The sequence below is a fragment of the Azospirillum sp. 11R-A genome (assembly GCF_049472615.1).
Lineage (GTDB): Bacteria > Pseudomonadota > Alphaproteobacteria > Azospirillales > Azospirillaceae > Azospirillum > Azospirillum palustre.
This window is the reverse complement of the sequence record NZ_JBCEBL010000007.1, coordinates 176,838-201,348: the sequence shown is the minus strand read 5'-3', so window position 1 is coordinate 201,348 and position 24,511 is coordinate 176,838. Positions and strand designations below refer to the sequence as shown.

General features: G+C 68.1%; 26 protein-coding genes. 18 read left to right on the top strand and 8 right to left on the bottom strand.

The window, feature by feature from the left end; translation table 11 throughout:
- The first annotated feature begins 18 nt into the window (after nt 1–18).
- Both fdhD and VH569_RS13070 read left to right on the top strand, forming a co-directional pair.
- On the top strand, nt 19–861 hold the full coding sequence (gene fdhD, locus VH569_RS13075) for a formate dehydrogenase accessory sulfurtransferase FdhD (protein WP_423315714.1): 843 nt from the start codon (nt 19–21) through the stop codon (nt 859–861).
- Nucleotides 862–885: 24 nt separating this feature from the next.
- The gene (locus VH569_RS13070; protein ID WP_423315713.1) at nt 886–1,113 is read left to right on the top strand and encodes a formate dehydrogenase subunit delta; all 228 of its coding nucleotides are present in this window, start codon (nt 886–888) and stop codon (nt 1,111–1,113) included.
- Nucleotides 1,114–1,136: 23 nt separating this feature from the next.
- On the opposite strand, the gene VH569_RS13065 is transcribed toward VH569_RS13070, so the two are convergent.
- From VH569_RS13065 to VH569_RS13050, 4 genes are all read right to left on the bottom strand, one after another.
- Nucleotides 1,137–1,886 (bottom strand): SDR family oxidoreductase, encoded by a 750-nt coding sequence (locus VH569_RS13065; RefSeq protein WP_423315712.1) that lies wholly within the window; start codon nt 1,884–1,886, stop codon nt 1,137–1,139.
- Between the two features lie 292 nt (nt 1,887–2,178).
- A complete protein-coding gene (locus VH569_RS13060; RefSeq protein ID WP_423315711.1) occupies nt 2,179–3,123 on the bottom strand; it encodes an AraC family transcriptional regulator in 945 nt (314 codons plus the stop codon).
- 26 nt (nt 3,124–3,149) lie between these two features.
- On the bottom strand, nt 3,150–3,911 hold the full coding sequence (locus VH569_RS13055) for a class I SAM-dependent methyltransferase (RefSeq protein WP_423315710.1): 762 nt from the start codon (nt 3,909–3,911) through the stop codon (nt 3,150–3,152).
- A 40-nt stretch (nt 3,912–3,951) separates the two neighbouring features.
- On the bottom strand, nt 3,952–5,457 hold the full coding sequence (locus VH569_RS13050; RefSeq protein WP_423315709.1) for a L,D-transpeptidase family protein: 1,506 nt from the start codon (nt 5,455–5,457) through the stop codon (nt 3,952–3,954).
- 367 nt (nt 5,458–5,824) lie between these two features.
- Here VH569_RS13050 and urtA point away from each other — a divergent pair, with 367 nt between their 5' ends.
- From urtA to VH569_RS13015, 7 genes are all read left to right on the top strand, one after another.
- A complete protein-coding gene (gene urtA / locus VH569_RS13045; protein WP_377810401.1) occupies nt 5,825–7,135 on the top strand; it encodes an urea ABC transporter substrate-binding protein in 1,311 nt (436 codons plus the stop codon).
- A 175-nt stretch (nt 7,136–7,310) separates the two neighbouring features.
- Entirely contained in the window at nt 7,311–8,948 is a 1,638-nt protein-coding gene (urtB, locus tag VH569_RS13040) for an urea ABC transporter permease subunit UrtB (RefSeq protein ID WP_423315708.1), read from the top strand.
- Nucleotides 8,949–8,954: 6 nt separating this feature from the next.
- Nucleotides 8,955–10,100 carry an urea ABC transporter permease subunit UrtC gene (gene urtC / locus VH569_RS13035; protein WP_423315791.1) on the top strand — a complete coding sequence of 382 codons (1,146 nt, stop codon included), beginning with the start codon at nt 8,955–8,957 and terminating at the stop codon, nt 10,098–10,100.
- A 3-nt stretch (nt 10,101–10,103) separates the two neighbouring features.
- Nucleotides 10,104–10,850: an urea ABC transporter ATP-binding protein UrtD gene (urtD, locus tag VH569_RS13030; protein ID WP_423315707.1), complete on the top strand. Its 747-nt coding sequence runs from the start codon at nt 10,104–10,106 to the stop codon at nt 10,848–10,850.
- A gap of 16 nt (nt 10,851–10,866) precedes the next feature.
- Nucleotides 10,867–11,562, top strand: a complete 696-nt coding sequence (gene urtE, locus VH569_RS13025) for an urea ABC transporter ATP-binding subunit UrtE (protein ID WP_423315706.1) — start codon at nt 10,867–10,869, stop codon at nt 11,560–11,562.
- A gap of 112 nt (nt 11,563–11,674) precedes the next feature.
- Complete coding sequence (locus tag VH569_RS13020; protein ID WP_423315705.1) at nt 11,675–12,070, top strand: hypothetical protein; 396 nt, start codon at nt 11,675–11,677, stop codon at nt 12,068–12,070.
- A gap of 187 nt (nt 12,071–12,257) precedes the next feature.
- Nucleotides 12,258–12,410: a hypothetical protein gene (locus VH569_RS13015; RefSeq protein WP_167421718.1), complete on the top strand. Its 153-nt coding sequence runs from the start codon at nt 12,258–12,260 to the stop codon at nt 12,408–12,410.
- 56 nt (nt 12,411–12,466) lie between these two features.
- On the opposite strand, the gene VH569_RS13010 is transcribed toward VH569_RS13015, so the two are convergent.
- Nucleotides 12,467–13,348, bottom strand: a complete 882-nt coding sequence (locus VH569_RS13010; RefSeq protein ID WP_423315704.1) for a 5'-nucleotidase, lipoprotein e(P4) family — start codon at nt 13,346–13,348, stop codon at nt 12,467–12,469.
- 131 nt (nt 13,349–13,479) lie between these two features.
- Nucleotides 13,480–14,112: a glutathione S-transferase family protein gene (locus tag VH569_RS13005; protein WP_423315703.1), complete on the bottom strand. Its 633-nt coding sequence runs from the start codon at nt 14,110–14,112 to the stop codon at nt 13,480–13,482.
- Nucleotides 14,113–14,221: 109 nt separating this feature from the next.
- On the opposite strand from VH569_RS13005, the gene VH569_RS13000 reads away from it, so the two are divergent.
- Complete coding sequence (locus VH569_RS13000; protein WP_423315702.1) at nt 14,222–15,121, top strand: LysR family transcriptional regulator; 900 nt, start codon at nt 14,222–14,224, stop codon at nt 15,119–15,121.
- A gap of 12 nt (nt 15,122–15,133) precedes the next feature.
- Here the strand turns inward: VH569_RS13000 and VH569_RS12995 are convergent, their stop codons facing one another.
- The gene (locus VH569_RS12995) at nt 15,134–16,129 is read right to left on the bottom strand and encodes a formylglycine-generating enzyme family protein (RefSeq protein ID WP_423315701.1); all 996 of its coding nucleotides are present in this window, start codon (nt 16,127–16,129) and stop codon (nt 15,134–15,136) included.
- Nucleotides 16,130–16,455: 326 nt separating this feature from the next.
- On the opposite strand from VH569_RS12995, the gene VH569_RS12990 reads away from it, so the two are divergent.
- The 7 genes from VH569_RS12990 (at nt 16,456) to VH569_RS12960 (ending at nt 21,704) form a co-directional block, all read left to right on the top strand.
- Nucleotides 16,456–17,274: a hypothetical protein gene (locus VH569_RS12990; RefSeq protein ID WP_423315700.1), complete on the top strand. Its 819-nt coding sequence runs from the start codon at nt 16,456–16,458 to the stop codon at nt 17,272–17,274.
- Nucleotides 17,275–17,346: 72 nt separating this feature from the next.
- Entirely contained in the window at nt 17,347–17,844 is a 498-nt protein-coding gene (locus tag VH569_RS12985; protein ID WP_423315699.1) for a PaaI family thioesterase, read from the top strand.
- A 182-nt stretch (nt 17,845–18,026) separates the two neighbouring features.
- The gene (rplM, locus tag VH569_RS12980; RefSeq protein WP_098737140.1) at nt 18,027–18,491 is read left to right on the top strand and encodes a 50S ribosomal protein L13; all 465 of its coding nucleotides are present in this window, start codon (nt 18,027–18,029) and stop codon (nt 18,489–18,491) included.
- 2 nt (nt 18,492–18,493) lie between these two features.
- Nucleotides 18,494–18,982, top strand: coding sequence for a 30S ribosomal protein S9 (gene rpsI / locus VH569_RS12975; protein ID WP_098737139.1), 489 nt, complete (start codon nt 18,494–18,496; stop codon nt 18,980–18,982).
- Nucleotides 18,983–19,132: 150 nt separating this feature from the next.
- Complete coding sequence (gene argC, locus VH569_RS12970; protein ID WP_423315698.1) at nt 19,133–20,209, top strand: N-acetyl-gamma-glutamyl-phosphate reductase; 1,077 nt, start codon at nt 19,133–19,135, stop codon at nt 20,207–20,209.
- 176 nt (nt 20,210–20,385) lie between these two features.
- Nucleotides 20,386–20,922 carry a gamma carbonic anhydrase family protein gene (locus VH569_RS12965; protein ID WP_098737137.1) on the top strand — a complete coding sequence of 179 codons (537 nt, stop codon included), beginning with the start codon at nt 20,386–20,388 and terminating at the stop codon, nt 20,920–20,922.
- A 170-nt stretch (nt 20,923–21,092) separates the two neighbouring features.
- Complete coding sequence (locus VH569_RS12960) at nt 21,093–21,704, top strand: OmpA family protein (RefSeq protein WP_098737136.1); 612 nt, start codon at nt 21,093–21,095, stop codon at nt 21,702–21,704.
- A gap of 135 nt (nt 21,705–21,839) precedes the next feature.
- Here VH569_RS12960 and VH569_RS12955 read toward each other — a convergent pair whose 3' ends face one another.
- On the bottom strand, nt 21,840–22,529 hold the full coding sequence (locus VH569_RS12955) for a pyridoxamine 5'-phosphate oxidase family protein (RefSeq protein WP_423315697.1): 690 nt from the start codon (nt 22,527–22,529) through the stop codon (nt 21,840–21,842).
- A gap of 133 nt (nt 22,530–22,662) precedes the next feature.
- Here VH569_RS12955 and VH569_RS12950 point away from each other — a divergent pair, with 133 nt between their 5' ends.
- Nucleotides 22,663–24,180, top strand: a complete 1,518-nt coding sequence (locus VH569_RS12950) for a PLP-dependent aminotransferase family protein (protein ID WP_423315696.1) — start codon at nt 22,663–22,665, stop codon at nt 24,178–24,180.
- Nucleotides 24,181–24,511 lie beyond the last annotated feature (331 nt).

Genomic DNA, 24,511 nt, shown 5'->3' with positions numbered 1-24,511 from the left:
GCCTGAGGAGTGGGAAGCATGACCGCGATGCCTTCTGGGTCCATCCCTCCTGACGACAGCTCCCCGCTTTCCACGGCGATGTGCTCCATCGCCGTCACCGGCACCGGCTTCTCCGCCGGTGTCGGGATGGAGGAGGGCGCGGACGTCGAATGGCAGGTGCCGGAGGAAACCGCGGTCGCTTTCGAATACAACGGCCGCTCCCATGCCGTGATGATGGCGACTCCCGCCGATCTGGAAGACTTCGCGCTGGGCTTCAGCCTGGCCGAGGAGATCGTCGGGACCGCCGCCGATATCGAGAACATCGCCGTGCGGGAAACCCCGCTGGGCTTCGTCGTCAACCTGACGGTCGATCCCCTGCGGCTCCTGCGCGGAAGTCTGCGCAGCCGCTCCATGGAGGGGCGGAGCGGCTGTGGCCTGTGCGGCGTGGACAGTCTTGTCCACGCCGTTCGGGAGCCCCGCAAGATCGAGACCTCGCTGGAGGTGGACCCGGCCGCCGTAGCCGCCGCCTTCCGCGCCCTGCCGGACCATCAGCCGATGAACCGGGCCAACCGCTCGGTCCATGCCGCCGCCTGGTGCGCGCCCGACGGCGCCGTCCGCATGGCCCGCGAGGATGTCGGCCGCCATAACGCGCTGGACAAGCTGATCGGCGCCGTCGTGCGCTCGGGTGCCGACCCGGCCACCGGCTTCGTGGTGATGACCAGCCGTTGCAGCTTCGAACTGGTGCAGAAGACCGCCGCGGTGGGCATCCCGCTGCTGGCGACCATCTCGGCGCCGACGGCGCTGGCGCTGGAACTGGCGCGCAACGCCAACCTGACCCTGGGTGCCCTGTCGCGCCGCGACACCGTCATCCTGTTCCGTTGATTCAAACCCAGTCCGGAGACACCGATGAGCCACACGAACCACGCCAAGGATCTGGTCCGGATGGCGAACCAGATCGCCGTCCATTTCGCCACCTACCCCCATGAGGAGGCGGTGACGGAAACCGCGACCCACATCCGCAAGTTCTGGGATCCGCGCATGCGCGCCGGCCTGTTCGCCCATGTCCAGGCCGGCGGCGAAGCCGACCTGCACGAGGTCGCCCGTGGTGCGGTGGGCGTGCTCCAGACGCGCTGAGATCGGCGCCGGAACCGCTCGGCTCAGCCGAAGCGGGAGCGGTACAGGGCGAGCGCATCCGCTCCCGCCGGGAAGTGAAGCCGGCCGGTGGTGTCGTCGATGGCGGCCGACACCGCTTCGGCGACATCGGTTTCCGTGGTCGTCGCCGCCGGGCTGGCATAGGCGTCGAAGATCGGCGTCGCGAAGTCCCTATAGGCCGGCGGGATCAGATCCTGGATGACGATGCCGGCATTCCGGCTGAAGCGGGTCGTCGGGCTGTATCCCGGCTCCACCAGTTTCGCCCGGACACCGAAATGGCCGAGTTCGTGGGCCAGCGAACCGGTAAACCCCTCGATTGCCTGCTTGCTGGCGGTATAGGCCGCCGCCAGAGGCAGGGCGACCAGCGTGACCGACGAGGTCACGTTCACGATGACGCCGGAGCGGCGTTCGCGCATCTGCGGGATCACCGCTTGGCACATCGATATTACGCCGAAGGTGTTGGTCTCGAACACCTTGCGGATGTGGGCCATCGGCGTGGCCTCGAAGGCGCCGACCACGCCGACCCCGGCATTGTTGACCAGCACGTCGATGGGACCGGCGGCCTCGACGGCGGCGGCGATGCTCTCCCCGCTGGTGACGTCGAGCGGCAGGATGCGCAGGGCGCCGGTATCCGGCAAAAGCTCCGGGTTCGGCTGGCGCATGGTGGCGACCACCCGCCAGTTCCTCGCCAGGAAATGCCGCGCCATCTCCAGGCCAAAGCCGGAGGACGTGCCGGTGATCAGGATCGTTTGCATGGGGACCTCCCGTCATTTCGAACGGTCCCTTGAATAGGCGCAGCGGCCTGGACACTCCATAAGCGGGCGTCCGGAATCCCTTTCCAACTGTCCATATCCTGCAAGCGGTGATAGGGCTGCCGGCCGGGATCGCGGCGGCGGTGAGTGCGGGCGCATCGGTGCTGGATCCCGGGCATGCCGCCATCGGGGACTATCGCGATCTCGCCGTGGACCGGCTGGCGGACGGATCGCTTTCCATTCGCCCCGCCGGGGAAAGCGCCCTGCCGTCCAACGCCTCCCCGGTCCGGTTCTTCTATGGATTGCCGGCATCGTCGGAGAGGGGCTGACCGGTGCCGCCCGTGGCGCTGTTGCGGGCGAACTGGCCGGGGGGGCAGCCCTGCCGCTTTCGGAATGCCGTGCTGAAGGCGCTGGCGGACTCGTAGCCGACCTCCTCGGCGATCCGGTCGAGGGACTTCGCACCCCGGACCAGGGCGTCCTTCGCCAGCGCCATCCGCCAGCGGGCGAGATACTCGATCGGGCCGCATCCGAGCACGTCACCGAAACGGGCGGCGAACGCCGACCGGGACTGTCCGGCGATCTTGGCGAGGCCGGTAACCGTCCAGTTTGCCCGCACGTCCCCGTGCAGGGCGCGCAGGACGCGGGCAAGGGCCGGGTCGCGCAGACCGCTGAGCAGGCCGCTTTGCACCGCGTCCGCCGCGAGCCCGCGCCAGCGCAGGGCCTCGACGAGCAGAACTTCGAGCATCCGCTGGAGGATCAACTCCCTGCCGGGGTCCTGCTGCCCGCATTCCTCGGCGATGAGGTCGATCAGGCGGCCGAACCGGTCGGTCCTGCCTTCGCAGGCCGGAACATGGATCATGCGGGGGAGCAGCGTCAGCAGGAGCGGCGCGTTCACCTGCTCGATCTGGAAACCGCCACCCAGCGATTCGAACTCCGCCTCGCCCTCCTGGTCGCCATGCCGGACCGGCCTGTCCGTCGGCTCACGCGGCGCGCAGGCGATGCCCGGATGGCTGCTCAGCGTGAAGGCTGGGGTGGAAGGCAGAAGAAGGAAATCGCCCTTCGCGATCCTCAGCGGCGCTCCGCCTTCGAAGGACACCCAGCATTCGCCCTTCAGGATCAGCGTGAAGCCGGGCTTGCGAAGGGCGGGATAGCCGATGCCCCAGCGTCCCCGTCCGGTGATGGGCTTGGACACCGCCGCGGTCGGCTTGAGCAGGGCGATGATGTCGGAAAGCGGATCCATCCCGGACGATCTGCAAGTGGGCTTCGTCAGACCTTGCGGTAGGCGAACATGACCGTTTCGTAGGGAAAGGCGATCTCGGCGCGGTCTGCCAGTTCGGGCGTGCATGCGATCAGCGCGCGAGTGTCGCGCTCGACCTCCGCCTGCCGTTCGGGCGGCAGCGCCGCGATGAAGCTGACCGACATCGTCCGCTTGACGATGACGTCGTCCGGACTGCCGATATGGGCATGGCGGACATGGCGCTCGTCGATGGCCTCGAAGCCCGGCGCGGGAAAGACCCGGCGCCAGTCGCCGGTGCGATAGCGCGGGGTGTCGCCCTCCCAGGGATCGGTGACGGCGGTCAGTGCCGCCACCCAGGGCGTGCTTTCGTCCCGGACGTTCCAGATCAGCCCCAACCTGCCGTCCGGCTTCAGCACCCTCCGCATCTCCTGCGAGGCGGCAGCGGTGGCGAACCAGTGGAAGGCCTGCGCGCAGACCACGGCGTCGACGGAACCGTCGGGCAGGGGAATGGACTCGGCGTTCCCCGCCAGGACTGTGATGTCGGGGAAAGCCGGAACGAGCTGCTCGCGCATGCCGGCGACCGGTTCGACGGCGGTGATCTCGCCGCCGCACTGCTTCAGCACCGCGATGAACTTGCCGGTGCCGGCGCCGACCTCCAGGACTTTCCGGCCGGGACCGACGCCCAGAACGTCGCGAAGCCAGACGACGGCTTCGGCCGGGTAGCTGGGGCGGCCTTTGACATAGGCCTTGGCACCGGTCTCGTAGCCGCTGGAAGAATGATGAACCGGCATATCGACCTCCATTCCTCCAGCGTGACCCGAAAACCGGTCCTTACATCCCGGTCGATGACGGCAGCGGCTTTGCCGGCGCCGGGATCGACGCCGAGGACAGCGGCGTCGGTGCGTGGGCGGTCGGGACCGGCAGCGGCGCCGGCTTGGACAGCGGGCGCGGCGTCGACACCGGCGTCACCGGGCTGGCCGACGGCGGGTTGCCCGACATTGCCGGTGCCGCAGAGCCCGACTGGCCCGACGGCGTCGCCAGCGTGGGCGGATCCTCGTAGATGTCGGGATGGACGCGCACCACGCCGGCGGTGTCGACCGAAGCGTTCCAGTAGACGAAGCGCACGGGGATGGCGTTCGGCAGCCGGATCGTCTTGGTCTCCCCGGTGTCGAGCTGCTGGCCGATGCCGGCCGGCGTCACCTTCGCGGCACCCAGCAGCGTCTCCGCCATCATCCGGGCATCCTCCAGCCGCACGCAGCCGGAGCTGGCGGCGCGCAGGTCGCGGCTGAACAGGCGCGGGTCGTTGGTGCCGTGCAGGAAGATGCCGTCGCCGTTGGTCAGGTTGAAGCGGAAGCGGCCCAGCGCGTTGTCGTCGCCCGGCCTCTGGACGATGCGCACGCGGCCGGGGTCGACCGACCACCAGTTAACCGACTGGGTGTTGGCGACCTCCGACCCGTCCAGATAGACGGCGGCGTTCTTGATGCCGGTGGTGCCCTTCTTGCGCAGGGCCGGCAGCTTGTCCTCGCTCAGCACCGTCGGCGGCACGGTCCAGGTCGGGTTGATGGTGACGCTGGTCACCTTGTCCTGGAGCAGCGGCGTCTTGCGCGACGGCCGGCCGACCACCGCCCGCATGGTGAAGGCCGGGCGGCCATGCTCGATCAGGGTGACGGACTGGCCGGGCAGGTTGACGAGGATGGTGGTGTCGGGGATGGAGGCCTGCTGCGCCCGCATCGCCGCGGCGGCGCGGCGCAGGAGCGCCACGGTCTGGGCGGGCGTGCGGTCCATCGCCTGACGGGTCACCTCGCCGACCTTGCCGTCGGGCTGCAGCCCCTCGGCGAGCTGGAAGGCGCGCACGGCGGTCTCGACATCGTCGTTGAAGCTGTCGGTCCACTTGTCGGCGGACAGGAAGCCCATCTCGATCAGGCGGCGCGATACCTTGCCGACGCGGTCGGCCAGCGGCGAGCGCACGGTGATGACCACCGGCGGTGCCGGCTCCACCGGTTCCAGGCCGGGCAGGGTGGGGGCCTGCGCCTGCTGCACGTCGGCAGGGGGCACGTCCATCGCCGGGGCGACGCTCTCGACCATGCCGCCGTCGCCCTTCTTGACGACGGCGCCGTAGCCGATGCGGGTGGCCGTCGCCTTGGGCGCGTTCTGCACCTCCAGCGCGCGCTGTTCCAGCGCCGCGGCCCAGCCGGCAACCAGCGGCGGCTTGGCGGCGTGCACGGCCTCCTTCGCCGCTGCGGCAAGCGCCGGACCGCTCAGGACGATGCCGGCCAGTCCGCCGACCATCAGCATGGCGGCGGAGCGTCGGGAGATCGGGTGGCGGACATCATGCATGGCGACTGGACCGGAACGTGAACGGAAAGGATCGAACGTTGCAACCTTCGACAAGCCCTTCGTGATTCGCAAGCGACATTTGGTGACGACAGGCCTGCTGTTCACACTGTTGCTCCCTTGCATCGCTGCCCCACCCGCGGGGCGCCATCGCCGTTACACGCGCTCATCCACCGGTTGGACGCCGTGGCGGCGGATTTATTCCGAACCTTCGCCGGAGGTAACGCCGCGAAGCCGGCCATGAAGCCGGGGTCGTGGCCGTATGTGTCATTTGACGTAGATACCGCCTTTCGCATGCGCGGTAGCTTTTCCTTCGACGATGTGGCGAAGCCCCGGAGCAACCGGGGTGCCAAAGGAAGGGGGCAACTTCATGCGGACCAAGCAACTGACGTCGAGCTTCGGGATCGGCGCGCTGGCCGGTCTGGCCATGGGCGCGATGGCATCCTTCGCGATGCCCGCCCAGGCGGCGGACGACACCATCAAGGTGGGCATCCTGCACTCCCTGTCCGGCACGATGGCGATCAGCGAGACGACGCTCAAGGACGTCATGCTGATGCTGATCGACGAGCAGAACAAGAAGGGCGGCCTGCTGGGCAAGAAGCTGGAGCCGGTGGTGGTCGATCCCGCCTCCAACTGGCCGCTGTTCGCCGAGAAGGCGCGCGAGCTGATCAGCAAGGACAAGGTGTCGGCCGTGTTCGGCTGCTGGACCTCGGTCAGCCGCAAGTCGGTTCTGCCGGTGTTCGAGGAGTTGAACAACATCCTCTTCTACCCGGTCCAGTATGAGGGCGAGGAGTCCTCGCGCAACGTCTTCTACACCGGCGCCGCGCCGAACCAGCAGGCGATCCCGGCCGTCGACTATCTGATGTCGAAGGAAAAGGTCCAGCGCTGGGTGCTGGCCGGCACCGACTACGTCTATCCGCGCACGACCAACAAGATCCTCGAAGCCTACCTGAAGGGCAAGGGCGTCAAGCCCGAGGACATCATGATCAACTACACGCCGTTCGGTCATTCCGACTGGCAGTCGATCGTGGCGGACATCAAGAAGTTCGGCTCGGCCGGCAAGAAGACCGCGGTGGTCTCCACCATCAACGGCGATGCCAACGTTCCCTTCTACAAGGAACTGGGCAACCAGGGCGTCAAGGCGCAGGACATCCCGGTCGTCGCCTTCTCGGTCGGCGAGGAAGAGCTGGCCGGCATCGACACCAAGCCGCTGCTCGGCCATCTGGCCGCGTGGAACTACTTCCAGTCGGTCGAGACCCCGGCCAACACCGACTTCATCAAGTCGTGGAAGGCCTACACCAAGAACGACAAGCGCGTCACCAACGACCCGATGGAAGCCCACTACATCGGCTTCAACATGTGGGTGAAGGCGGTCGAGGCGGCCGGCACCACCGAGCCGGACAAGGTCATCGACGCCATGGTCGGCGTGGCCGTGCCCAACCTGACCGGCGGCTATTCGGCGATGCTGCCGAACCACCACATCACCAAGCCGGTGCTGATCGGCGAAGTGCAGGAGAACGGCCAGTTCGACGTCGTCTCCAAGACCTCGGGCCTGGTCCCCGGCGACGAGTGGTCGGACTTCCTGCCGGACAGCAAGGACCTGATCGCCGATTGGCGCAAGCCGATGTCCTGCGGCAACTTCAACGTGAAGACCGGCAAGTGCGGCGGCAAGGGGTCGTGAGGGCCGCGTTCCCTCTCTGACCTGTCCTTATCTGAGCTTGAGTGGTTGCGACGCTTGCCCTTTCCCCTTTCCCGCCGGGCGGGGGAGGGGAGAGGGCAAGCGTTTCGCGTTTCCAGCCCCCCGCACCGCTCCTCCCGCACCGCCCCTGGATCGCCCCTGCACCGAAGGACTCCCGATGCGACGCGCTCTCCGCTGGCTGATGGCCGTCTGTGTGGTGGTCGCCACATCGACCGCCGCTTATGCCGCCGATCCCCGAGCAATTGATTTGCGCCCGCTCGTCCAGGCCCTGGGCAGCGGCGGCTATTCCGGAACCGAAAAGGCCCTGGCGCAACTGTCGGAGGCCGGCGACCCGGCCGCCGTGCCGGTGATCGAGGCGCTCCAGGCCGGCGACCTCTATGTGCGCAAGGCCGACGGCACCGTCGTCGTTGCCCGCAAGGCCGGCGACGCCTTCACCCTGACCGACCCGCTGACCCGCGCCGCGCTCGGCGATGCGCCGTCCGCCGCGGTCGAGAAGATCCGCATCAACAATTCGCTCCGCCGCGCCATCAGCGCCTCGCTCGGCGCCCTCACCCTGATGAGCCCCGATGCCGGCGTCCGCCGCTCCGCCGCCGATGCGGTGTTCAAGAGCCGTGACGCTTCCGCGCTGGAAACGCTGAACGCCGCCATCGCCAAGGAGCAGGACAAGGGTGTGCGCGCCGCCATGGAGCAGGCCCGCGCCGCCATCCTGCTGACCGGCGAGGCCGCGTCGAAGATGACCGACGCCGAAATCCAGTCGGCGACCGACACGCTGACCGCCCGCGGCGACCGCGACGCGCTGGTGCTGCTGAACATGGTCGCCGGCTCCGGCGCGTCCGACGTCACCAAGAAGTCGGCCGCCGCCGCCGTCTCCACCCTGGAACAGAAGCTGGCCTTCTGGGCCGCGCTGCAAAATCTCTGGTACGGGCTGTCGCTGGGTTCGGTGCTGCTGCTGGCCGCCATCGGGCTGGCCGTCACCTTCGGCGTGATGGGCGTCATCAACATGGCCCATGGCGAGATGGTGATGATCGGCGCCTACACCACCTTCCTGGTGCAGGAGTTCTTCCGCGCCCATGCTCCCGGCCTGTTCGACCTGTCGATCCTGGTGGCGCTGCCCGCCGCCTTCCTCGTGTCGGGCGGCGTCGGCATCGTCATCGAGCGCAGCGTGATCCGCTGGCTCTACGGCCGTCCGCTGGAAACGCTGCTCGCCACCTGGGGCCTGTCGCTGGCGCTCCAGCAGGCGGTCCGCTCCATCTTTGGCCCGACCAACCGCGAGGTCGGCGCGCCGAGCTGGATGTCCGGCGCCTTCGAGCTGGGCGGCCTGACCATCACCTACGGCCGGCTGTGGATCGTCGTCTTCGCCTTCACCGTCTTCGCGGCCCTGCTGGTGGCGCTGAAGCGCACCTGGTTCGGCCTGTCGATCCGCGCGGTGACGCAGAACCGGCCGATGGCCAACGCCATGGGCATCCGCACCGCGCGGGTCGATGCGCTGACCTTCGGGCTCGGCTCCGGCATCGCCGGGCTGGCCGGGGTGGCGCTGAGCCAGATCGACAATGTCAGCCCGAACCTGGGCCAGGGCTACATCCTCGACAGCTTCATGGTCGTGGTGTTCGGCGGGGTGGGCAACCTGTGGGGCACGCTGGTCGGCGCGCTGACGCTGGGGACCATGAACAAGTTCCTCGAACCCTATGCCGGTGCGGTGCTGGGCAAGATCCTGGTGCTGATCTTCATCATCCTGTTCATTCAACGGCGTCCGCGCGGCCTGTTCGCGCTGAAGGGCCGCGCGGTGGAGGCCTGACCGATGCTGCTGCGCTTTTTCCTGATGGGGCTGGACCGCAAGGCCGGGATCGTCCTGACGATCCTCGCCATCCTGGCGGTGGCCGTGCCGGCGATGACGCTGTGGGTGCCGGCGGACTCGCCCTTCCACCTGTCGATCTTCACCGTCTCGCTGCTCGGCAAATACCTGTGCTTCGCCTTGCTGGCGCTGGCGCTCGATCTGGTGTGGGGCTATTGCGGCATCCTGTCACTCGGCCACGCCGCCTTCTTCGCGCTCGGCGGCTACGCCATGGGCATGTACCTGATGCGGCAGATCGGCCCGCGGGGCGTCTACGGCAACCCCGAACTGCCCGACTTCATGGTCTTCCTGAACTGGAAGGAGCTGCCCTGGTACTGGCTGGGCTTCGACCATTTCTGGTTCGCTGCCATCATGGTGCTGGTGGTGCCGGGTGCGCTGGCCTTCGCCTTCGGCTGGTTCGCCTTCCGCAGCCGCGTCACCGGCGTCTACCTGTCGATCATCACCCAGGCGCTGACCTTCGCCCTGCTGCTGGCCTTCTTCCGCAACGACATGGGCTTCGGCGGCAACAACGGCCTGACCGACTTCAAGGACATCCTCGGCTACGACATCCAGGCCGACACCACCCGCGTTGCCCTGTTCGTGGCGACGGTGGCAGCCCTGGCGCTCTCCTACATGATTGCGTCCGGCGTCATCGGCTCGAAGCTGGGCAAGGTGCTGGTGGCGCTGCGCGACGCCGAGAGCCGCGTCCGCTTCATGGGCTACGACACCGAAAGCTACAAGCTGTTCGCCTGGACCCTGTCGGCCTGCATGGCCGGCGTGGCCGGTGCCCTCTACGTCCCGCAGGTCGGCATCATCAACCCGTCGGAGTTCGCCCCGGCCAGCTCGATCGAGGCGGTGATCTGGGTCGCCGTCGGCGGGCGCGGCACGCTGGCCGGCGCCATCCTGGGCGCGGTGCTGGTCAACATGGGCAAGAGCTATTTCACCGGCGCCCTGCCGGAGCTGTGGCTGTTCGCCCTTGGCGGCCTGTTCGTGGCGGTGACCCTGTTCCTGCCCAAGGGCCTGCTCGGGCTGGGCGCGCAGCTGAAGGCGAAGCTGCCCGGCCGCAAGACTTCCGCCCTTCCCAACGCCCAGCCTGCCGACCAGAAGGGAGCCTGACCCATGAGCGCGGAATCGACCCTTCTCTATCTCGACGGCGTGTCGGTCAGCTTCGACGGCTTCAAGGCGCTGAACGGCCTGTCGCTGGTGATGATGCCCGGCGAGATGCGGGCGATCATCGGCCCCAACGGCGCCGGCAAGACGACGATGATGGACGTCATCACCGGCAAGACCCGTCCCGACACCGGCACCATTCTGTTTGAGGGCGACACCGACCTGACCCGCCTGCGCGAAGCGGCCATCGCCAACCTCGGCATCGGCCGCAAGTTCCAGCGCCCGACCGTCTTCGAGCCGCACACGGTGTGGGACAATCTGGAACTGGCGCTGAAGGCGCCGCGCCGGCCGCTGAAGACGCTGACCTACGCCATCAGCCGCGACGACCGGGCCCGCATCGAGGAGATCCTCGACATCACCCGCCTGTCCGCCCTGCGCAGCCGGCAGGCCGGCAGCCTGTCGCACGGCCAGAAGCAGTGGCTGGAGATCGGCATGCTGCTGGCCCAGGACCCCAAGCTTCTGCTGGTCGACGAGCCGGTGGCGGGCATGACCGACGCCGAGACCGAACAGACCGCCGAACTGCTGTGCAGCATCGCCGGCAAGCATTCGGTGATCGTGGTGGAGCATGACATGAGCTTCGTCCGCGCGCTCGGCGTCAAGGTCACCGTGCTGGCCGAAGGCTCGGTGCTGGCCGAAGGCTCGCTGGACGCGGTCAGCGCCAATGCCCAAGTCATCGATACCTATCTCGGCCGCTGACGGGAGACCCCCAGTAATGTTGGACGTTCGTTCCCTCGATCTGCATTACGGCGCCGCCCAGGCCCTGCGCAGCGTTTCCATGAAGGCCGAAATCGGTAAGGTCACCTGTCTGGTCGGCCGCAACGGCGTCGGCAAATCCAGCCTGCTGCGCGCCATCGTCGGGCTGAAGCCGGTGTCGGGCGGCTCCGTCGGCTGGGACGGCGCCGACGTGACGAAGATGGCGCCGGCCGACCGGGCGCGGCGCGGCATCGCCTATGTGCCGCAGGGCCGTGAGATCTTCCCGCTGCTGACGGTGCGGGAAAACCTGCTGACCGGCTACGCCCCGCTGCCGCGCGCCCAGCGCTCGATCCCCGACGAGGTGTTCGAGCTGTTCCCGGTGCTGAAATCCATGCTGGAGCGCCGCGGCGGCGACCTGTCGGGCGGCCAGCAGCAGCAGCTTGCCATCGGTCGCGCCCTGGTGACCCGTCCGCGCCTGCTGGTGCTGGACGAGCCGACCGAGGGCATCCAGCCGTCGATCATCAAGGACATCGGCCGCGCCATCTCCTACCTGCGCGACAAGGGCACCATGGCGATCCTGCTGGTCGAGCAGTATTTCGACTTCGCCCGCGACCTTGCCGACGATTGGGTGGTGATGGAGCGCGGCGAGGTGATGCTGTCCGGTCCGCGCAGCGGCCTGGACGAGCGGGAGGTCCGCAAATACCTGACGGTATAACACCGATGGCATGGCGTTCCGGCCGGTGACGGGCGGAATATCCGCGGTCCCATTGCGTCCTTGATCCATCGGGCCTGCCGTCCGGCGGGCCTGTTTCGGGAGGAACTGCGCAATGAAGTCCGCACTCCGTATCGCCGCTGCCGCCATCGGTCTGGGGGCCGTCCTGTCCGGCGCCCCCGCTTTCGCTCAGGACAAGGAACCGGCCATGACGGGCAAGACCGCGATGGGTCCCGTCCTGACCGACGCGAAGGGCATGACGCTCTATGTCTTCGACAAGGACGGTGCCGGCAAGTCGGCCTGCAACGGGCCTTGCGCGACCAACTGGCCGCCGCTGATGGCTCCCGCCGCCGCCAAGCCGATGGGCAAATACAGCGTCGTCACCCGCGACGACGGAAGCCGGCAATGGGCCTACAACGGCAAGCCGCTCTACAGCTGGGCCAAGGATGCGAAGCCGGGCGACACCACCGGCGACGGCGTGAACAACGTCTGGCACGTGGCGAAGCCATAACGTTCGGGGTATCGCGGGGCCGTGGTTACTGTCGTCCGGCGCCACGGCCCTGCCTTCGCCGGGAGTATACTTATCCGGTCGAGGTAATGCGCAAACGCCGACTTCGCAGGCTGCGCTCTTTAAAGGTCGTTAAGGATCCGAACCGCATGATGACCTCAACGCCATCTTGCTCACGGAGCCGCAGGTCATGTCGATCTACAACGCCGCCTCGTTCGAAGCCGCCCCCTCCGCCGAACCGAAGGTCCGCAAGATGAGCGGCCTGCCGCGTCTGGCGGTCTGGACCGTCATGATCGGCACGCCGTGGCTGCTGATCGTGGAAGCGGTGCGCCTGATCTTCTGAAGGTCAACGCTCCAGGCCCGGCGCACCGTCCTTTCAAGCCGTAATTGGGCAGGCCGTTATTGGGCCGGTGCCACCCAGGGCTCCAGCGCGCCGATCTTCCTGGCCCGCTTCTCGTCTGCCGACAGTTTGAAATTATGCCCGAAGGGCGCGCTCTCGAACGAGCCGTAACCGGGATTGGCCAGCATCAGCCAGTCGCGCCCGAAATGCTCCTTCGCCGCCTCGAACGCCTTCAGACGGTCGGCCTCGCTGCCGTTGTAGGCATCGCTGAAGTCGCCGAAATTGTCGCCGAACAGCAGGACGATCCGGTACTCCTTGGCGATGTAGGCGCGCCGCGTTCCCTTCGCCGAACCCCAGTCCGGCTTTTCCTTCGACATCAGGAAGGTATCGACGTTGCCGCCCATCGGGAAGCCCAGCGCCTGCGCGTTGCGGCGGGTCGGCTCTTCCTGGTCGGCGTTGCGGTTGGTGACGTAGAACACCTTCACGCCCTTCGATTCGGCGTATTGGGTGAACTCGACCGCGCCCGGCACCGCCGTCGCCTTCTCCGCCTTCACCCAGGCATCCCAGGTCTTGGGCGAGAAATCGCCGTTGGTGGTGACCAGCCCGGCCTGATAGGCGGAGTTGTCCATCGCCGTCTCGTCCAGGTCCAGCACCACGGCCGGCGGCAGATCCTGGTAGTTGCCGGTCTGCTCCGTCGCCGCGGTCCAGGTCTTTTCGGCCAGCGCCTTGTCCAACTGGATCCTGCCCAGCGCATAGACCGCCAGCGAGTTCGCCTTGTATTCGACCGACCGCTGCATCCACAGCTCGGCGTTCAGCAGATCGCTTTGCGGCACCGGGCCTTGGGGAGCCGGGTCTGCCGCCAGGGCGGACCCGGCCAGAAGGGAAAGGGCAACCGCACCGGACAGCAGCGACCAGCGCCCGGAACAGGCGGAATTGCGCATCGACTCAATCCATCCATCAAGTGTCATGGAACTGTCATCGAAGCACAGATTCGGGTGCTTGGCGACGGTCCCGTGACGCTTGCGTCACCACGTCCAGAAACGCTTGCGTCATGGTATCCGGCGGTGGGTCTTCAGGCCGGCTGGGGGATGGCGCTTTCCGGCATCGGGCTCAGCGCCGGGATCGCCTCCACCCGCTCCAGCCAGCGCCGCACCGCCGGATAGGGGGCGAGCGGGATATGGCCTTCCGGGGCGCGGGCGACATAGGCGTAGCAAGCGATGTCGGCGATGGTCGGCCGCTCCGCCGCCAGCCAGTCGCGGGTCGCCAGATGGTTGTCCATGAAGCGCAGCAGGCGTTCCGCGACCCTCTGCGCGTCGGCCAGCGTCCCGGCCCCGCCCCACAGCGTCAGGATGCGCGCCAGCGCCGGCCCGAAGCGCAGGTCGCCGGCGGCGACCGACAGCCAGCGCTGCACCTGCGCCGTCTCGTCCGGCGCCTTCGGGTTCCACAGGCCGGAAGCGTCGTAGCGGTCGGCGAGATAGACGAGAATGGCGACCGAGTCCGGCAGGACGAGATCGCCGTCGACCAGCACCGGGATCTGTCCGAACGGGTTCAGGGCGAGGAAGGCATCCGACCGGCGAAGCTCGGCATTCGCATCGACATAGCGATAGGGCAGGCCGAGGATGTTCAGGAAGGCTTCGACCCGGTGGGCATGCCCCGACAGCGGTGTGCCGTACAGCGTGATGGCGGGATCGGTGCTGGTGCCCATGACAAGGCTCCCTTCTCTGTGGATCGCGGATGCCCACAGCCGACCACTTGCGCCGCTTCGCAGGAATAGGCTTTGATGAAAAGGAACTCTTTCAGGAATTGGAAGAATTATGGACCGGCTGGATGAACTGACGATCTTCGTCGCGATCCTGGAGACCGGCAGCCTTGCCGGTGCGGCCAAGCGGCTGCGGCGGTCGGCGCCCGCCGTCACCCGCGCGCTGTCGGGGCTGGAGGAACGGTTGGGTGTGCGGCTGATCGAGCGCACCACCCGCAACCTTGCCCCCACCGATGCCGGCCGGCGGCTGGCCGAGCAGGCGCGCCGGCTGCTGGCCGATTACGACGAGGCGCTGGCCGCCACCGGAACCGACCGGCCGATGCGCGGGCGGCTGCGGGTCACCGCGCCGGTGATGTTCGGGCGCAAGCATGTGACGCCTCTGGTCCTCGATTTCATGCGGGAGTTTCCGGACATCCGCGTCGAGCTGACGCTGTCCGACGGCAACCTCGACCTGATCGAGGAGGAGCTGGACGTGGCGATCCGCATCGGCCCGCTGCCCGATTCCGGCCTCGTCGCCCGGCGGGTGGGGCAGGTCGGGCGCTTTCTGGTCGCCAGCCCCGGCTATCTGGCGCGGCGCGGCACGCCGTCGATGCCGGAGGATCTGTCCGGCCACGACATCATCCTGACGACGGCCCGGCCCGGTCCGCCGGACTGGCGCTTTCTGATCGATGGGCGGGAGCGGGTGCTGCGGGTGACGCCGAAGCTGGCGGTCAGCCACATCGAGCCGGCGCTGCTCGCCGCCCGTGACGGGCACGGCGTCGCCCGCCCGCTGTCCTATCAGGCGGCGGACGACCTCGCCGCCGGCACGCTGGTGCGCCTGATGCCGCACGCCGAGCCGGAGCCGCTGCCGGTCCATGTCGTGGTGCCGACCGCAAGGCTGATGCCCGGCCGGGTGCGTGCCTTCCTCGACCATGCGGTGCAGGGCCTGTCGGCGCTGGAGGTTCTGCGCAGCTGATCCCCAGCTTCCTCAAGGATCGCGGGCGACGCGGATGCCGTAGGCGGCATAGCCGCTCTCCGCCGCGTCCACCCGGCGCACGGCGGAGCGGACATAGCGCGGGTTGCTGTGCCATGACCCGCCGCGCATCGTCCGCTGCGAACAGGTCGCTGCGGACCGGCCGTCCGGGGCGCAGTCCTCCACCCACTGCCAGACATTGCCCAGCATGTCGTAAAGGCCGAAGCCGTTGGCGCGGTAGCTGCCGACCGGCGACGTGAACAGGGCGCCGTCGCGGCAGTTCGCCACCTCCCAGTCGGTGAAGCGGTCCTTGGCCGACAGGTCGGCGACGTTCGCCGCATCGCATCCCCGGGCCGGATCGTCACCCCACCAGCGCGCGGTCCGGGTGCCGGCGCGGGCCGCATATTCCCACTCCGTCTCCGTCAGCAGGCGATAGCGCTTGCCGGTCCGGCGGCTGAGCCAGTCCACATAGGCCTTGGCGTCGTACCAGCTCACGCAGACCGCCGGGTCGTTGTTCGTCTGCGCGAACCCCGGCCGGCGCCAGGAGAAATGCCAGCGCGGCAGCAGCTCCGTCTCGCCGGCATAGCCGCGGCAGACTGTCCGTGGCCGATAGCCGCTGTCCTGGATGAAGCTGGCATATTCGGCGCGGGTGACCGGATATTTGCCGACGGCGATGGGATGTTGGACCGACGCCGGGGTTTGCGTCGGCTCGTCGGGAAACCGTTCCGTCTCCGTCGCCGGGGAGCCCCGGAGATAGCTGCCGGCGGGGATGGTGACCAGGACGGGGGCGTCGGGATGGTCCCAGACCTCGCGCGCCGGGCTGCCCGCCTGCCAGACATGGAAGGTTGCCAGCCTTTCGGTCCGCCAGCCGGTCAGATCGTCCGGCTCCACCCGGCGCCAGCCGGCCAGGGCCGTCAGCATCAGGATGAGGACGACGACCGCACCGACGGAGCCGGGCAGGGTGACGGTCATGGCGGGGATGTCTCTTGCGGAGGTGCCGGTGCGGATCATGGAGCCATTTCCCCGCAGTGCGCCGCGTCCGGCAACCGCGCGTCCGTGTCCCGGTCGGGGCACTTCCAGCCGCTACCCCAACCGGTATTGGGGCACCACAGCCGAAGGTTTACCCCTTCGCAGTATGGCGCATTCGGCTCCGGCGACCGCGCCGCCGGCTGCCGAGCCGTTTTCTGCATTCATGGTGGCCGGGAAGGACGGGCTCTTTCCCGGCCATCGCTCTGTTGCAATGCAGCATTCCCGTTGCGTCCGGATTTTGCCCGGTGACGAGTCGGGGGAGTTTGCCGTAAGAAACTTGGCGGGGTTTCAAAACGGATGGTTCGCCCGTGCTTCGATCGGTCTCTTTCTGCCTGTTCATCGCCGCGGTCGGCGGTCTTGCGGGCTGCACCTCCGACTATTCTCCCAACACCTACGCCTCCAGCGCGGTTCAGCAGGCCAACAAGGTCGAGCCGGGCATCGTCGTCGGCTTCCGTCAGGTGGCGATCAGCGCCAACGGCACCGTCGGCGCCGTCAGCGGCGGTGCGGCCGGCGGCATCCTGGGGGCGCAGGTCGGGACGGGCGGCATGAACGCCGCGCTCGGCACCGTCGGCGGCACGGCGATCGGCGGTCTGCTGGGCACGGCGATGGAGCACATCGCCGGCGATACCAACGGCTGGGAATACATCGTCCGCAAATCGAACGGCGAGCTGCTGTCGCTCACCCAGAAGGAACCGCAGCCGCTGCCCATCGGCCAGAAGGTTCTGGTCATCACCGGCAGCCAGGCCCGCATCGTCCCCGACTATTCCACCCCCGCCGATCCCGAGCCCGCGAAGACCGATTCGGCGAAAGCCGAACCAGCCAAAACGGAGACGGTCCGCCCGGAGCCCCCGAAGTCGGACATCAAGGCGGTGCCGCTCGCCCCGCCCGCCGAGACGGCCCCCGCCGCTGCCCCCGTCGCTGCCTCCGCTCCGGCCGAGCAGTCCGCCACCGGTCCGGCGCAGCCCGCCAGCGGCGGTGGACCGGTCCGCCTGACCGCCCCCACCGACAATCCCCCTGCCGGCCCGGCACCCGCCGCTCCCGCGGCAGTGGCGGAACCGGCAGCGGCGACCCCCGCCTCTCCCCCCGCTTCGTCCTCGGCCCCGGCGGAGACCAAGCCGGCCGAGTAGCACCATACTTGTCCGAATGGACGGGATGGCGCACAGTCCGGTGACCCAGCCAAGTTCACCGACCGAGGCCCCATGTCCGCCCCCGACCGTTTCGCCGCCGCTCCCGTTCCCGCCATGACGAAGGAGGAACTGGAGGATCTGATCCGCGAGGGGGTTCCCCTGGTCGGGAACTTCGGCGTCGTCATCGAAAGCCTGGGCGCCGGCACGATCCGCCTGCGCCTGCCCTACAAGGACGACTTCGTCCGCCCCGGCGGCACCGTCACCGGCCCGGCGATGTTCGGGCTGGCCGATGTGGCGCTCTATGGCGCGGTGCTGAGCCTGATCGGCCGGGTCGAGCTGGCGGTGACCACCAGCATGACCATCAACTTTCTGCGCCGCCCGCCACCCGTCGCCATCATTGCGGAAGCGCGCGTGCTGAAACTCGGCAAGCGGCTGGCCTATGGCGAGATCCTGCTGTTCTCCGAGGGCGATCCGGAACCGGTCGCCCACGTGACGGGAACCTACTCGATCCCGCCGCACGACCCCGTCTCCGTTGCGGTATCCAATTACCGCATGAATGAAGCGCCATAAAAAGTCCTTTTGAATCAATAGGTTTGGGGAAGCGGTATCTAATTACCGCTCTCGTAACTCATTGAAATTAAATGATAATTTTTCCATTGACAGAGGTGTGCTCCGGCCCGTAGAAAACCGTCCGCTTCGGCGCCCCGGTATCGGCGGCCAGCCGATCCGTATTCGAAGAAACGAGTGTGGCGATGAAGACCTTCAATCTGAAGCCGACCGAGATCGAGAAGAAGTGGTACGTCGTCGACGCCGACGGCCTCGTTCTCGGCCGGCTTGCCAGCATCCTGGCGAACATCCTGCGTGGCAAGAACAAGCCGACCTACACCCCCCATATGGATTGCGGCGACCACATCGTCGTGATCAATGCTGAGAAGGTGAAGCTGACCGGCAACAAGCGCGACGCCGACATCTTCTACTGGCACACCGGCTATCCGGGTGGGATCAAGGGCCGTTCCAAGGGTCAGATCCTGGACGGCAAGTATCCGGAGCGTGTGATCGAGAAGGCCGTGGAGCGCATGGTTCCGCGCGGTCCGCTCGGCCGCCAGCAGATGACCCACCTCAAGGTCTACAAGGGTGCTACGCATCCGCACGATGCGCAGCAGCCGGTCGCCATCGACATCGGCGCCCTGAACCCGAAGAATAAGCGGAGCGCGTAAGCATGGCCCAGGTCACCACCACCCTCTCCGGCCTTAAGGAACTGACGGGCGCCGCCGCCACCGCGACCGTTTCCGAGGAGCTCGCCGCTCCGAAGCTGGACGCCCAGGGCCGCGCCTATGCCACCGGCAAGCGCAAGGACGCCGTCGCCCGCGTGTGGATCAAGCCGGGCTCCGGCAAGGTCACCGTGAACGGCCGCGACCAGTCGGTCTACTTCGCCCGTCCGGTGCTGCGCATGATGATCGCCCAGCCGTTCGGCGTGACCGAGCGTTCGGAGCAGTTCGACGTCGTCGCCACCGTCGCCGGCGGCGGTCTGTCGGGCCAGGCCGGTGCCGTCCGTCACGGCATCTCCAAGGCGCTGACCTACTTCGAGCCGGCCCTGCGCCCGCCGTTGAAGGCCGCCGGCTTCCTGACCCGCGACGCCCGTACGGTCGAGCGTAAGAAGTACGGCCGCGCCAAGGCCCGCCGCAGCTTCCAGTTCTCGAAGCGCTAATCCCTACACGGGCCTGCTGCTTTACGGTACAAGCGAGGGGCGTCCCGAAAGGGGCGCCCCTTTCTTTTTGCGCTGTCATCGCGCTTTCGCTTATTCCGGATACAGGTTTCACCCGTCTTCAGATCGTCTTCAGCGAAGGACATTGCCTCCATGGCCTCGATCAGCATTCCGGGCAGCACTCCCGGCGGTTCGAAAATCCGCGTCGGCATCCTGGGCGCTTCCGGTTACACCGGCGCCGAACTGGTGCGCATGCTGCTGCGCCACCCGAACGTCGAGATCGCCGCGCTGACCGCCGAACGACAGGCCGGAAAGCCGATGGCGGAGGTGTTCCCGCATCTGGGCGGCTATGGCCTGCCCGGTCTGGTGAAGATCGAAGAGCTGAAGTGGGACAACCTCGACTTCATCTTCTGCGCCCTGCCGCACGGCACCACGCAGGAGGTGGTCGCCGGCCTGCCGAGCGGGCTGAAGGTGGTCGATCTGTCCGCCGATTTCCGCCTGACCGACCCGGCCGAATACGCCACCTGGTACGGGCATGAGCACCGCGCCGTCGACCTGCAGAAGGAGGTCGCCTACGGCCTGACCGAGTTCAACCGCCAGGGCGTGCGCAAGGCGCGGGTGGTGGCGAACCCGGGCTGCTACCCGACCTGCTCGCTGCTGCCGCTGCTGCCGCTGCTGCTGGAGAACCAGATCGAGCCGGGCGGCATCGTCATCGACGCCAAGTCCGGCGTGTCGGGCGCCGGCCGCGACGCCAAGCAGGCCAACCTGTTCACCGAGGTGTCGGAAGGCTTCAACGCCTATGGCGTCGGCCATCACCGCCACATGCCGGAGATCGAGCAGGAGCTGCGGCTGGCCGCCGGCCGTCCGGTCACCGTCTCCTTCACCCCGCATCTGGTGCCGATGAACCGCGGCATGATGTCGACCATCTATGTCCGCTTGGCCGACGGCGTCACCGCCGACGACCTGCGGGCGACGCTGGCCGCCCGCTATGCCGACGAGCCCTTCGTCGGTGTGACCCCGGCCGGCGTGGTGCCGGCGACGCGCCATGTCCGTGCCTCCAACCACAATCTGATCGGCGTGGTCGCCGACCGCGCCCCGCGCAGTGCCATCATCGTGTCGGTGATCGACAATCTGGTGAAGGGCGCGTCGGGTCAGGCCATCCAGAACATGAACGTCATGATGGGGCTGGGCGAGACGACCGGCATCGATCAGGCGCCGCTTTTCCCGTAATCGGCTACCGCGAAAGGATAGGTGGGGGCTGTGACAGCGTTGTGGCTCCCTGTCCGCACTGTTGCACAGAGGCACCAATCGGGATTTGCTTTGGCCTGTCAATGCGAAATCAGGTGGTGCCTTAAGCCTTACGGTGCTTCAATCCGGCCCGTCATGCACGACTTCGGTACGACCTGATGACTGGCCTTGTCCGCGCCTTCAACGGCATCCTGCCCACCGTCGACCCGACCGCGTTCATCGCGGAAACGGCGGCGGTGATCGGCGATGTCGTGATCGGGGCGAACAGCAGCATCTGGTACGGCTGCACCGTGCGTGGAGACGTCAACGAGATCCGAATCGGCGCTCGCACCAACATTCAGGACGGCACCGTGATCCACGTGGCCTCCGAAGGGCAGGGCACCTACATCGGCGACGACATCACCGTCGGCCACATGGCGTTGCTGCACGCCTGCACGCTGGAAGACGGCTGCTTCATCGGCATGAAGGCCTGCATCCTGGATGGGGCCTATGTCGAGTCGCGGGCGATGGTCGCGGCCGGTGCTCTGGTGACGCCCGGGAAGCGGGTTACGTCCGGATTTTTGTGGGCCGGCAGCCCTGCTAGACCGGTTCGCGAGCTTACGGAAAAGGATCTCGCGGTTTTTCCTGTGCTCAGCCACCGTTATACGGATTTGGCAGAATCATACCGGAAAAGCTGCTATGGAAGTGGAGCATAGGTCAAGGTACAGGTACGGTTCGGCCGAACGGCTGAGGTGTCGGAACAACGCCGCACACCACATGTTGGGAAGGTCGCTGCCGCGCTTGCACGTGGGCCGTTGCTTCGATTGATACGTTCATCCCCCGCAGGCACTCTGATGGGGAAGGGTTCTGGAAGGGAGTGAAGACAATGAAGACTATTGTTCGCGCGGGTCTGGCTGCCATCCCGGCCGCCATCGTCGCTTTCGGTCTGTCGGCGGCCGCCAATGCCCAGGACGCGAGCCTGGTCGGCAAGGGCACCCAGTGGTGCAACCCGGTCATCGGCTGGACCGGTCAGGTGTCGGAAGGCGTCGCCGCCCGCACCGCTGATGGCGGCTACGTCATCCATCAGGGCAGCTATCCGTGCCCGCCGGCCGCTGCCGCTCCGGCTCCGGCCGCCGTTGCCGCGGTCCAGAGCGAATATCTGGTGTTCTTCGACTGGGATAAGTCGAACATCACCCCGGCCGCCGATCGCGTGATCGGTGACGCGGTGTCGGCCATCCTGAAGAACGGTGGCGCCAAGATCCACGTCGTCGGCCACACCGACACCTCGGGCACGCCGGCCTACAACCAGAAGCTGTCGCTGCGTCGCGCCGACGCGGTCAAGAAGGCCCTGGTCGCCAAGGGCGTCCAGGCTGCCAACATCACGACCGAAGGCAAGGGCGAGAGCCAGCTGCTGGTCCAGACCGGTCCGAACGTCCGCGAGCCGTCCAACCGTCGTGCGCAGATCCTGCCGCGCCTGCTGAACGCTCCGTCGTCCTAAGGACGGTTGGCAGGGGGCCGTTCCGGGGGTTTCGGAACGGCCTTCCCGCCTGCGGGAGAAACCGCAGGAAAAAGGCCGCGCCGGGCTTCCCGGTCGCGGCCTTTTTCTTTTTCAGCTGTCAGCCTCGTCGGCGCCTCACCCCGCGGTCTGGGCCGGGTCCTGTTCCGGCTCGCCGGCGGTCAGCCGCAGGGGCACCACGCCCGCCCACACCGGGTGGGCCATATCCTCCGGATCGTCGGCGGGCGGGCCGGAGCGCCGCTTGGCCGACGCCTCGGCAATCGGGAAGGCCAGAACCGAGGTGGCCTTCAGTTCCTGCACGTTGGGCGCCCGCACCTTGGCGCTGCGGCCGGGTTCGATCTTCTCCATCAGCGCATCGAGGGCGGCGCGCTTCTCCGTCTCCTCCGACACCAGCCGCGGCCGGCCGAACAGCATGACCGAGCGGTAGTTGACGGAGTGATGGAAGGCCGAGCGTGCCAGCACCCAGCCATCGATCAGCGACAGCGTGATGCAGGCCTCGCCTCCCTCCTGCAACCGGCGGATCATCCGGCTGGACGAGGCGCCATGGATCATCAGCTCATCGCCCACCCGCCAGGGGACCGTCGGGATCACCATCGGGGAGGGGGAGCCATGGCCCTTGATCGCATCGTCGACGAAGCCGACGTGGCAGATCGGCGCCTCGTCGATGATGGCGTGGATCTGGGCGACGTCATGGCTGCCGCGGTCGCCCAGCCGCACCGGACGGGTGCGCGGGGTCTGTGCCAAGCCAGCGGAGGAAACGGCGGCGGCGGACTCGTTGAGGGCGGAATCGGCGGAAAGGCTGGTCATTGTCGTGCTCAGGGCCGGACTGTTGCGGTGATCCAGAATGGCCGGCAGAATGGCCCCTTCAAAAGGTCCGGAATGTCGATTCCATAGGGACCAATTTCACCGACCGCTTTGCTTGACCCTCGCGAGGATCGCCATGGCCCGTTTGGCACGTCCGGTTCTGTCCAGCCTGGGGCCGGTGGCGCTCGACCGGGACGGGGCGGAGCCGCTCCACCGCCAGCTTTACCGCGCCCTGCGTCAGGCGGTGCTGGACGGCCGTCTGCGCCCGGGCGAGCGCCTGCCGCCCAGCCGGGCGCTCGCCACCGAATGGGCATTGTCGCGCAACACGGTGGTCACCGCCTACGACACGCTGCTGGCGGAGGGGTATGTCACCGGACGGGTCGGTGCCGGCACCTTCGTCGCCGCCTCCCTGCCCGATGCGGCGCCCGGCGGCGTCGCCGGCCGCGACGAGGCGCGCCGGGGTGTCGGGCTGTCCGCCCGCGGCCGGGCGCTGGCGGAGGCGCCGTCCATCGCCCGCGACCGGGTGGGGCGGCCCTTCGCGCTCGGCACGCCGGACCTGGGGGCCTTTCCCTTCGCCCTGTGGGCGCAATTGATCGGCCGCTGCTGGCGCCACGGCGGGCGGGCGCTGGCGACGGAGCCGGACCCGCTGGGCTACGGCCCCTTGCGGGCGGAGATCGCCGCCTATCTGCGGGCGGTCCGCGCCGTGCGCTGCGAGCCGGAGCAGGTCGTCATCGTCTCCGGCGCACAGCAGGGATTGGCTCTGATGGCGCAGCTGCTGCTCGACCCCGGCGACGAGGCCTGGGTGGAGGAGCCGGGCTGGCCCGGCAACCGCGCCGCCCTGCTGGGCGCCGGGGCGCGGCTGGTGCCGGTGCCGGTGGACGGGGAGGGCATCGACGTCGCCGCCGGCATGGCCCGTGGGGCCGATGCCCGGCTGGCGCTGGTCACCCCGTCCCACCAGTTCCCCCTGGGCGTGACGATGAGCCTGGCCCGCCGCCTGCGCCTGCTGGGTTGGGCGGCGGCGCGCGACGCCTGGATCGTCGAGGACGATTACGACAGCGAGTTCCGCTATGCCGGCCCGCCGCTGGCCGCGCTCCAGGGGCTGGACGGTGCCGGCCGTGTCATCTATGTCGGCAGCTTCAGCAAAGTGATGTTCCCGGCGCTGCGGCTCGGTTATGTCGTGGTGCCGCCCGATCTGGTGGAGCCGGTGCGCGCCGCGCGCCGCCATTTCGACGGCGGGACCAGCGTGGTGCCGCAGGCGGCCCTGCACCGCTTCCTGGCCGACGGCCATTTCGCCTCGCACCTGCGGGCCATGCGCTCGCTCTATGCCGTCAAGCGCGCCGCCATTCTGGCGTCGGCCGAGGATGCCTTCGCCGGTTTCGCCACGGCCGAGGCGGGCGAGGCCGGCATGCATGTCCTGCTCCGCCTGCCGCCGGACTGTCCCGACCGTGTCCTGGCCGAGCGCGCCGCCCGCATCGGCCTGACCACGCCGCCGCTGTCCAGCTATTACCGCACCGATAACCGGGCCGCCGCCGGGACCACCGACGCGGGCACCGGCAACGGCTTCCTGCTCGGTTTTGCCGCCCATGACCCGGCGGCGCTCGACCGCGCGGTGCGCGATCTTGCGCGGCTGGCGGCCGACATCCCGAAGGGCTGAATCGATCTCGCCATTTGCTCTTCCACCGGCAGGTGCGGCGAAGGAACCCAACCTGACCTACTTTGTACGACCTGCGTCCAGGGCGCTACGTACGACTGGGCTGCCGGCCTGACCCTTCGGAGTCAATCCGTGTCCACTCCGGATTGCCGCGTATTCGAACGGACCCTCCGACACCCTCGCTGAAGGGTGTACGCCTGGGTTACCGCCGTCCCGCCTATCCGGAAGTCAGGGGTTGCCGGATGGTCGTCCGGGTGAAACCTTCGACCCTCTGGCTTGTTTCCGTCCCGTGTTCCCGCGACACGTGTTCCGTCAATCGCTTCTCGAAAGTGCT

Bases quoted from the DNA above. Each gene is read 5' to 3' on its own strand.
- urtA (WP_377810401.1), top strand. From the start codon at position 5,825: ATGCGGACCAAGCAACTGACGTCGAGCTTCGGGATCGGCGCGCTGGCC.
- VH569_RS12950 (WP_423315696.1), top strand. From the start codon at position 22,663: ATGGCCCGTTTGGCACGTCCGGTTCTGTCCAGCCTGGGGCCGGTGGCG.
- VH569_RS13060 (WP_423315711.1), bottom strand. From the start codon at position 3,123: ATGGATCCGCTTTCCGACATCATCGCCCTGCTCAAGCCGACCGCGGCG.
- VH569_RS12955 (WP_423315697.1), bottom strand. From the start codon at position 22,529: ATGACCAGCCTTTCCGCCGATTCCGCCCTCAACGAGTCCGCCGCCGCC.
- urtE (WP_423315706.1), top strand. From the start codon at position 10,867: ATGTTGGACGTTCGTTCCCTCGATCTGCATTACGGCGCCGCCCAGGCC.
- VH569_RS13010 (WP_423315704.1), bottom strand. From the start codon at position 13,348: ATGCGCAATTCCGCCTGTTCCGGGCGCTGGTCGCTGCTGTCCGGTGCG.
- fdhD (WP_423315714.1), top strand. From the start codon at position 19: ATGACCGCGATGCCTTCTGGGTCCATCCCTCCTGACGACAGCTCCCCG.
- urtB (WP_423315708.1), top strand. From the start codon at position 7,311: ATGCGACGCGCTCTCCGCTGGCTGATGGCCGTCTGTGTGGTGGTCGCC.
- urtD (WP_423315707.1), top strand. From the start codon at position 10,104: ATGAGCGCGGAATCGACCCTTCTCTATCTCGACGGCGTGTCGGTCAGC.
- rpsI (WP_098737139.1), top strand. From the start codon at position 18,494: ATGGCCCAGGTCACCACCACCCTCTCCGGCCTTAAGGAACTGACGGGC.
- VH569_RS13055 (WP_423315710.1), bottom strand. From the start codon at position 3,911: ATGCCGGTTCATCATTCTTCCAGCGGCTACGAGACCGGTGCCAAGGCC.
- VH569_RS13000 (WP_423315702.1), top strand. From the start codon at position 14,222: ATGGACCGGCTGGATGAACTGACGATCTTCGTCGCGATCCTGGAGACC.
- argC (WP_423315698.1), top strand. From the start codon at position 19,133: ATGGCCTCGATCAGCATTCCGGGCAGCACTCCCGGCGGTTCGAAAATC.
- VH569_RS13020 (WP_423315705.1), top strand. From the start codon at position 11,675: ATGAAGTCCGCACTCCGTATCGCCGCTGCCGCCATCGGTCTGGGGGCC.
- VH569_RS13065 (WP_423315712.1), bottom strand. From the start codon at position 1,886: ATGCAAACGATCCTGATCACCGGCACGTCCTCCGGCTTTGGCCTGGAG.
- VH569_RS12995 (WP_423315701.1), bottom strand. From the start codon at position 16,129: ATGATCCGCACCGGCACCTCCGCAAGAGACATCCCCGCCATGACCGTC.
- VH569_RS12985 (WP_423315699.1), top strand. From the start codon at position 17,347: ATGTCCGCCCCCGACCGTTTCGCCGCCGCTCCCGTTCCCGCCATGACG.
- VH569_RS13005 (WP_423315703.1), bottom strand. From the start codon at position 14,112: ATGGGCACCAGCACCGATCCCGCCATCACGCTGTACGGCACACCGCTG.
- rplM (WP_098737140.1), top strand. From the start codon at position 18,027: ATGAAGACCTTCAATCTGAAGCCGACCGAGATCGAGAAGAAGTGGTAC.
- VH569_RS12960 (WP_098737136.1), top strand. From the start codon at position 21,093: ATGAAGACTATTGTTCGCGCGGGTCTGGCTGCCATCCCGGCCGCCATC.
- VH569_RS13015 (WP_167421718.1), top strand. From the start codon at position 12,258: ATGTCGATCTACAACGCCGCCTCGTTCGAAGCCGCCCCCTCCGCCGAA.
- VH569_RS13050 (WP_423315709.1), bottom strand. From the start codon at position 5,457: ATGCATGATGTCCGCCACCCGATCTCCCGACGCTCCGCCGCCATGCTG.
- VH569_RS12965 (WP_098737137.1), top strand. From the start codon at position 20,386: ATGACTGGCCTTGTCCGCGCCTTCAACGGCATCCTGCCCACCGTCGAC.
- VH569_RS13070 (WP_423315713.1), top strand. From the start codon at position 886: ATGAGCCACACGAACCACGCCAAGGATCTGGTCCGGATGGCGAACCAG.